This is a genomic window from Aeromonas sp. QDB25 (assembly GCF_027707725.1).
GTDB classification, from domain to species: Bacteria; Pseudomonadota; Gammaproteobacteria; order Enterobacterales; family Aeromonadaceae; genus Aeromonas; species Aeromonas caviae.
On sequence record NZ_JAPCIZ010000115.1, the window covers coordinates 1 to 7,792 of the forward strand.

The following is a 7,792-nucleotide window of genomic DNA, read 5'->3' on the forward strand; positions in this document are numbered from 1 at the left end:
GAAAGGAGGGGCGAAGTGTTCAGGTTGAACCGGAATGAGCGTTCACATTGGTCCGGAAATGGTGTTCACGTTGAATCGGAATTGGTGTTCATGATCGGCCGGAATATGCACCAGTGTCTCATGTTTTAGCTGTTTTAATGGGGAAGACAAAATGCGCAAATTAAAATATTTGATCATCCCTGCAGTTACGTTATTAACACCTCCTGCATTTTCACAAGATAATTATGCGTTAATTGTGCACGGCTTATCAATTCATAGTAATTGCGACGAGGGGAATGGCCCCAAGGCCAAAACCTGCGATTTTGAAAATTACAACCCTGGGCTTGGTTTGGAGTGGTCAGTACTTGGTAATCATGATAGCGGTACTTTATCGCTACGGGGGGGGATTTATCGCGATTCCTATTCAGATACAGCCACCTATGCGGGAGCTAACTACCGGAAGCTGTGGAATGTGTATAGCGATTGGCAAGCGGGACTTGGCCTGATGGCAGGTTATCTCAATGGTTCCGGTGTGGATGGTTTTGCGATGCTGCCATATGGCATCATCGCTTATAATCGTCTTTCTCTCGAGATTGGTTATGCGCCGAAGACAGATATTGTGCCGGGAAAAAAACATAGCACTGTTACCAGCTTTACGCTTCGCAGGCAGTTTTAAATAAATTAGGTAATCCCCCAGCTTTGCCGGGGAATTCTTATTTAAAAAAGCAAACGATTTGCGAGTTTTTATTCAAGAAAAACAGGCTTGATTATATTTTTGTGATGTTGAACGCCACCAATTTAGCACTGTGCTCAAAATGTCGATAATAGCTCGCATTGAGTTGAGTCAAATGTAATAGCGATTGGCGAAAACGCTGAAATCGGTCTTCACAAACGGGGTCTTGCCTGCGCCAAAAGTGATCTAAATCACCCTGTGTCGTGAGCCCTGGCAGATCGTAGAGCGCTCGCCCCATGCAGAAGGTCGGCACCTTGTGCAATAAGGCCGATAATCCCACTGTGCTGTTGATGGTGATCACCCCTTTGAGCAGGGGGTAGAGTGCCGGCAATGGCAGTTCATAGCCATAAAACACCCGTCCTTCCAAACCCAGCAAATTGACCAAGCGATGGATCTGCGCGCGATAGTGCACAAAACCGCGATCCATGGGGTGGTGTTTGAACAACAGCACATCCTGCGGTTTGGCATATTTAGCGAAAGAGTTGATCACCTCCGCCACCATCTCTTCCACTCCGCTTAGATTAGAGTGTTCGCGGATCTGAAAATCCTCTGTTACTTGCAACGGCACAAAAAAGAGATGACCACGATGGGTCGCCAAACTGTTGCTTAACCGCAGATCGGTCATGTGATGCCACTGTTTGACGACCGCTCCTGCTACCCAGCCCCAGAGCTCTTCAAAAAAACTCCAGGGACGATGATGCTGGTAGTGACGGTAACGTCGATGGTGTAGGGCTTTGTTAAGGTAATAGCGCATGGCAAAACGCGCACGGCACCCCATGGTCGGCCCGACGGTGAGCGGCGCCTCAAAAGGGGCTGGCCACTCGCGCTCGGCTAATTCGGCCCGCCGCTCATACCAGGGACTATGAGCATTGACCCCCCCGCACTCGAGAGTGATGAAATCGGGCCTCAGATATCCCTCTTCCATTGCCCAGAAACGAATGCGTCGCTGATTGCACAGTGTCTTGGCCACCTTATGGTAATAACGACAGTCACCATAGCAAACCACGGCGTCGATCTTGCGTTGCTTCAGCAAACGACGCAGAAAGTTGCGCCAGTGTGCGGGGGGGGCGGTAAAACTGAGATTATCACCGGCACAAGACCAACTGGCATCGCCGCCATTGAAATGCACTTTGGTTACCCTGTGGCCTGCCGTCGTTAATTGCCGACTCAATGTCTGAAAAAAGGGGCCAAGCGGGCCTTGCAGTAACAAAATCTTCATTGACGACTTATCTCAAAAACGGGGAGAGAGAGGGGCGCTGCATCAGCGTCTGGAACAAGTAACCGAGCTTGAGCTGCCAGCGTTGCCAGCGGCTCGCTTTGTGGGCCGATGAGTGTCCCTGCTTCGCCAGCTGGTGGATCAACTGCTCCGGACTTATCCAGAGCCCGGTCTGCCAATCGAGATAGAGCGGATAGGCAACCAGCGTCAGATAGACCAGCGCCGCCAGCGGCAGACTACGTTGACGACGAGCAGGGGGATTGGCATCCGTGGTCAACCCCCAGCCACTGTAGAAGGGTTGGCCCCAGGTCGTCACCTTGACCCCCTGCACCAGCGCCTCGAAGCCACTGAGCGAGGTCATGGTATGCAGCTCATCCACATGGGGATAGAGGCTGGTGAGCCCAATATCCAGCACCTGGCTATCGACACACTCCGCCAGACAGGCCGCTGAAATCGCCCCACCACGATTGCCCGCCACCACATCAGGGTGTGGCTTGTAGAGAATATGAGCGTCGGGTTTGGCCGCTCGCACCGCCCACAGCAACTGCTCGTTGCTGCGAATATGGGGGCTCCCGGTCAGGATAGAGGCATCGCCATCCACCTGACCCACCACCAGCACCAGCTCACGACCATCATCGGGCCTGGTGTAGTGCTGCTGCTCGCCCACATTGTATTTGCTGACCCTGTGTTCCCGTAGCAAGGCGAGCAGCGCATCCCCGCGCTTGACCTCCGCCTCTGTCAACTCCTGATAGTTGAGTAACTGTTCCAGCCCGCTGGGAGTGCGACTGTCGAAATAGATCCCGACCGGGTCCAGTGACAAAGAGGAGGGACGACAGAGATTGGAGCCCAGTCCCCTCGAGCGAATAAAGCCATCCTCGACCCGGATTGCAGAGGCGAGATCGGGGTGGCGGCTACCCCACACCAATATCTGCTCGTCACCGGTCAGCCGCTTGGGTGGCTTGCGCACAAAGCGCAGCTCATCGGCCAAATGCTGGCAAAACGCCTGCATAAATGCCCGCTTCCACAAAGAGAACCCCACCAGATAGAGTCGGCGCCAGCGCGGCGCGGGGCGGCGCTGATTGGCAATAATGGCGATCACCTCCTCTACCTCGCAACGCTGGCCCAGCACAGGGTCGAGATAGCGGGGATAGCGGATCAAGGCTGCCGCGACCAGCTGGGCGAGCGACACTTTTACGTTGCGCCGTTCACACTGCTTGCTGTCATGGGTCAGCCCCCAACCGGCATAAAACGGCATACCGAAGCAATAGACCGGCTTGCCAAGCAACAGGCCCTCAAAACCAAGCTGGGATGACACCGTATAGACAGCATCCACCACATTGAGCAGCGCATGGGGATGGCAGTGATCGGCCACCATCTCCACATCATCCAGGTTCAGACGGGCCAACACCCCACGCTTCTTGCCAAGGCGCATATTGTTAAAACGAGTGTCAGGATGGGTGCGCAGCAACAGGCGCGCATCGGGATGATTGCGGCGGGCAGCCTCCACCATCGCCACAAAATCTGCTTCACTGGCCAGGGCGCCCGGAATGGAGAGATCCCCTGCTACCTGATCGACCAGCAGGATCCTGGGTTTGGCGCTCTGCTGCAGACGAGTGGCAAGCCCTGATGGCAAGCCGCCATAGTCCCCGACAGCAGAGAGGGCGGTCACGCTGCCGCTGGCAATCGACTGGCCGGGGGCAGTGGCATAACAGTTATATTTGGTGATCCCGAGGCGTACCAGCTCATCGATCAGTCGCTCGGCCCGTGCCAACATCTGTGGCTCGCACGGGGTGGCAATCAATTGCTCAAGCTGGCTGGGCTGGCGGGCATCGTAATAGATCCCCACCGGATCGGCGATCAACGAGACCGCCTTGCCCCCTCTGGCGGGATGGCCTATATAACCGATAAAGCCATCTTCCAGCTGCCAATAGGGCAATCCTAACGCTTGTGCCTTCTGCTTAATCTGCTTGGTATTGGCTTTTTGGCCCCAACCAACTAAAACATCATTTTCAGAAAAAGAGACAACCCCTTCCATATGACGTAATGGGCAACCAAGCATAGGTTCAATACTGTTTTTTCTAGCAAAAATGCCTTTCGAACCCGTATATAAAGCCATATCATCTCAGCGAACTAAAGACTCCCTGCCGTAGTGCAGGGAGTGTAATTTAGATAAACAGATCTGCGGTCTCTAATGACTTGGCAGTACTATCTTTTACAGAGGTAAGGATGTCCGCGTTTAATTCGGGCCATTTAATACCAATCGAGGCATCATTCCATGCAATACCTCTATCGCTCACTGGTGCATAGTAATTGGTTGTCTTATATAAAAACTCGGCCGTTTCTGTCAGTGTGACAAAACCATGGGCAAACCCTTCCGGGATCCACAACTGTCGCTTGTTTTCACCTGACAAGTGAACCCCAACCCATTGCCCGAAGGTCGGTGAGCTTTTACGAATATCGACGGCGACATCAAACACTTCACCCGCCACACAACGCACCAGCTTGCCCTGGGCATGGGGAGGCAATTGATAATGCAAGCCACGCAATACCCCTTTCGACGATTTGGAGTGATTATCCTGCACAAAGTTAACCTGATATCCGACGGCCTCTTCAAACAACTTGTGGTTGAAACTCTCAAAGAAAAAACCACGCTCATCACCAAATACTTTTGGCTCAAAAATAAGCACGTCAGGAATCGCTGTCTTAATTACATTCATCTGTCTATCCACATTTGATCCAATTTTTATGGGGGAAGCATCTTCCCTCCCCCCTATATCACATCAGGCTTTGCCGACCATCTTTAACAAATATTTACCATAAGCATTCTTTGCCAACGGAGCGGCGAGATCACGAACCTGCTCGGTAGTAATAAACTTCTGGCGATAGGCGATCTCTTCCGGACAGGCCACTTTCAACCCTTGGCGAGTCTCGATGGTCTGAATAAAGTTGCTCGCTTCGATCAGACTTTCATGGGTACCGGTATCCAGCCAGGCATAACCACGGCCCATCATGGCCACCGACAGATTGCCTTGCTCCAGATAGATGCGGTTCACATCAGTAATTTCCAGCTCACCACGGGGCGACGGCTTCAGGCTCTTGGCGATCTCCACCACGCTGTTGTCGTAGAAGTAGAGGCCGGTCACCGCATAGTTGCTCTTGGGCTCCAGTGGCTTCTCTTCCAGAGAGATAACGGTACCCTCTTTATCAAATTCCACTACCCCATAACGCTCGGGGTCATGCACATGGTAGGCAAAGACGGTAGCGCCACTCTCTTTGGCCGCTGCGGCTTCCAACTGTTTCTGCAGGTCGTGGCCGTAGAAAATGTTGTCCCCCAGCACCAGCGCACAGGGGTCTGACCCGATAAACTCTTCACCCAGAATAAAGGCTTGTGCCAACCCGTCCGGACTTGGCTGCACCTTGTACTGCAAATTCAGACCCCACTGGCTGCCATCACCCAGCAATTGCTCAAAACGGGGGGTATCTTGCGGCGTGCTGATGATCAAAATATCGCTAATCCCGGCCAGCATCAGGGTGCTGAGCGGATAGTAGATCATCGGCTTGTCATAGATGGGCAGCAGCTGCTTGCTCACCGCCATGGTCACAGGATAGAGACGGGTGCCAGAGCCACCGGCCAGAATAATGCCTTTACGTTTGGTCATGATGCTTGTTTCTTATTTTTAAATTGCAAAAGAAAAGGATGGCTTGTGGCCACGCCTTTCTGTTTTATCCCTGCCAGCCAGGGAGGCAGTCACTACATCCCTGGCCAGTGATTTACTTACCGAGGATCTCGGTCAACATCCGCTCCACACCGACTGTCCACTCCGGCAGCACCAGATCGAAGGTGCGCTGGAATTTGCCGGTATCTAGGCGGGAGTTATGGGGGCGTTTGGCCGGAGTCGGGAAAGCGCTGGTAGGCACCCCATTAAGTTGCGTCACCGCCAGTTCAACCCCGGCTTCTCTGGCTTTGGCAAACACCAGCTGGGCGTAGTCAAACCAGGTAGTCGTACCGGAGGCAATCAGATGGTAGAGCCCGGCGACCTCGGGTTTGCTCTGCGCCACGCGGATCGCATGAGCGGTACAATCGGCCAGTAACTCGGCTCCGGTCGGGGCGCCGAACTGGTCATTGATGACTGACATCTCGCTACGCTCTTTGCCAAAACGCAGCATGGTCTTGGCAAAGTTGGCGCCGCGGGCGGCGTAAACCCAGCTGGTGCGGAAGATCAGGTGACGGGAACACAGCGCGGCCCCTTGCTCACCCGCCAGCTTGGTTTCGCCGTAGACGTTGAGCGGTGCCGTTGCATCGGTTTCCACCCAGGGGCGCTCACCGCTGCCATCGAACACATAGTCGGTGGAGTAATGCACCAACCAGGCACCCAATACTTCCGCTTCTTTGGCAATCGCTGCCACGCTGGTCGCGTTGAGCAGCTCGGCAAACTCCCGCTCGCTTTCGGCCTTGTCGACTGCGGTGTGGGCTGCGGCGTTGACAATCACGTCCGGCTTGACCAGACGTACCGTTTCGGCCACCCCTGCTGGGTTGCTGAAATCGCCGCAATAATCGGTGGAGTCAAAATCAACGGCAGTGATGCGCCCCAGCGGCGCCAGTGCGCGTTGCAGCTCCCAGCCTACCTGGCCGTTTTTGCCAAACAGCAGAATATGCATCAGGTACGCTCCCCGTAATTCTGTTCAATCCAGGACTGGTAGGCACCGCTCTTGACGTTATTCACCCACTGCTGGTTATCCAGATACCACTGCACAGTTTTGCGAATGCCCGACTCGAAAGTTTCTTGCGGTTGCCAATCCAACTCCGCGCTCATTTTGCTGGCATCGATGGCATAGCGGCGATCGTGACCGGGACGATCCGCTACATAGGTGATTTGATCGCGGTAAGAGCTCGCTTTCGGCACCATCTCGTCCAGCAGATCGCAGATGGTGTGTACCACCTCCAGATTCTGCTTCTCGTTATGACCGCCGATGTTGTAGGTCTCCCCGACCACGCCCGTGGTCACCACCTTGTAAAGCGCGCGCGCGTGGTCTTCCACATAGAGCCAGTCACGGATCTGGTCGCCTTTGCCATAGACAGGTAACGGCTTGCCATCCAACGCGTTAAGAATGACCAGCGGGATCAGCTTCTCGGGGAAGTGGTACGGGCCGTAGTTGTTGGAGCAGTTGGTGACGATGGTCGGCAGGCCGTAAGTACGGCGCCAGGCGCGCACCAGATGGTCGCTGGAAGCCTTGGAGGCGGAATAGGGGCTGCTGGGGGCGTAGGGGGTGGTCTCGGTAAAGAGCGGCAATGGTTCACCGACCGCTACTTCATCAGGATGGGGCAGATCACCATATACCTCGTCTGTGGAGATGTGGTGGAAGCGGAAGGCCGCCTTGCGTACCTCGTCCAGACCGTTCCAGTAAGCGCGAGCCGCTTCCAGCAACATATAGGTGCCGACGATATTGGTCTCGATAAAGTCAGCCGGCCCTGTGATGGAGCGGTCAACATGGCTCTCGGCAGCCAGATGCATCATGGCATCCGGCTGGTGCAGGGCAAACACCCGATCCAGCTCGGCACGGTTGCAAATATCCACCTGCTCAAACACATAACGCTCGCTTGTCGATACATCGGCTAGGGATTCCAGATTGCCGGCATAGGTAAGTTTATCGAGATTGATGACTGCATCCTGAGTATCACGGATGATATGGCGCACCACGGCAGAGCCGATAAAGCCGGCACCGCCGGTCACGAGGATTTTCATATTAAACACTCATGTACAGGATCTTTAGCTACAACCAATTGAAATAGATAGAAAAAAGGCTTCGTTTGTGATCTGATTTAATCGCAAAAAAAAACCGACACGCCCGAAGCCATGACTATT

General features: G+C 54.1%; 7 protein-coding genes. 1 reads left to right on the top strand and 6 read right to left on the bottom strand.

Going from position 1 to position 7,792, the window contains the following annotated elements:
• The first annotated feature begins 151 nt into the window (after nucleotides 1-151).
• A complete protein-coding gene (locus tag PG883_RS21785; RefSeq protein WP_084214829.1) occupies nucleotides 152-655 on the top strand; it encodes a hypothetical protein in 504 nt (167 codons plus the stop codon).
• Between the two features lie 91 nt (nucleotides 656-746).
• Here PG883_RS21785 and PG883_RS21790 read toward each other — a convergent pair whose 3' ends face one another.
• The 6 genes from PG883_RS21790 to rfbB form a co-directional block, all read right to left on the bottom strand.
• On the bottom strand, nucleotides 747-1,931 hold the full coding sequence (locus PG883_RS21790) for a capsular biosynthesis protein (RefSeq protein ID WP_042048227.1): 1,185 nt from the start codon (nucleotides 1,929-1,931) through the stop codon (nucleotides 747-749).
• A 7-nt stretch (nucleotides 1,932-1,938) separates the two neighbouring features.
• A complete protein-coding gene (locus tag PG883_RS21795; RefSeq protein WP_084214828.1) occupies nucleotides 1,939-4,044 on the bottom strand; it encodes a capsular polysaccharide export protein, LipB/KpsS family in 2,106 nt (701 codons plus the stop codon).
• A 49-nt stretch (nucleotides 4,045-4,093) separates the two neighbouring features.
• Nucleotides 4,094-4,645 (bottom strand): dTDP-4-dehydrorhamnose 3,5-epimerase, encoded by a 552-nt coding sequence (gene rfbC, locus PG883_RS21800; protein WP_042048225.1) that lies wholly within the window; start codon nucleotides 4,643-4,645, stop codon nucleotides 4,094-4,096.
• Between the two features lie 63 nt (nucleotides 4,646-4,708).
• Nucleotides 4,709-5,587 (bottom strand): glucose-1-phosphate thymidylyltransferase RfbA, encoded by an 879-nt coding sequence (gene rfbA, locus PG883_RS21805; protein ID WP_042048224.1) that lies wholly within the window; start codon nucleotides 5,585-5,587, stop codon nucleotides 4,709-4,711.
• A 112-nt stretch (nucleotides 5,588-5,699) separates the two neighbouring features.
• Entirely contained in the window at nucleotides 5,700-6,587 is an 888-nt protein-coding gene (gene rfbD, locus PG883_RS21810) for a dTDP-4-dehydrorhamnose reductase (RefSeq protein ID WP_042048223.1), read from the bottom strand.
• Nucleotides 6,587-7,672, bottom strand: coding sequence for a dTDP-glucose 4,6-dehydratase (gene rfbB, locus PG883_RS21815; protein ID WP_042048222.1), 1,086 nt, complete (start codon nucleotides 7,670-7,672; stop codon nucleotides 6,587-6,589). Before rfbB ends, rfbD begins: the two co-directional genes overlap by 1 nt.
• Nucleotides 7,673-7,792 lie beyond the last annotated feature (120 nt).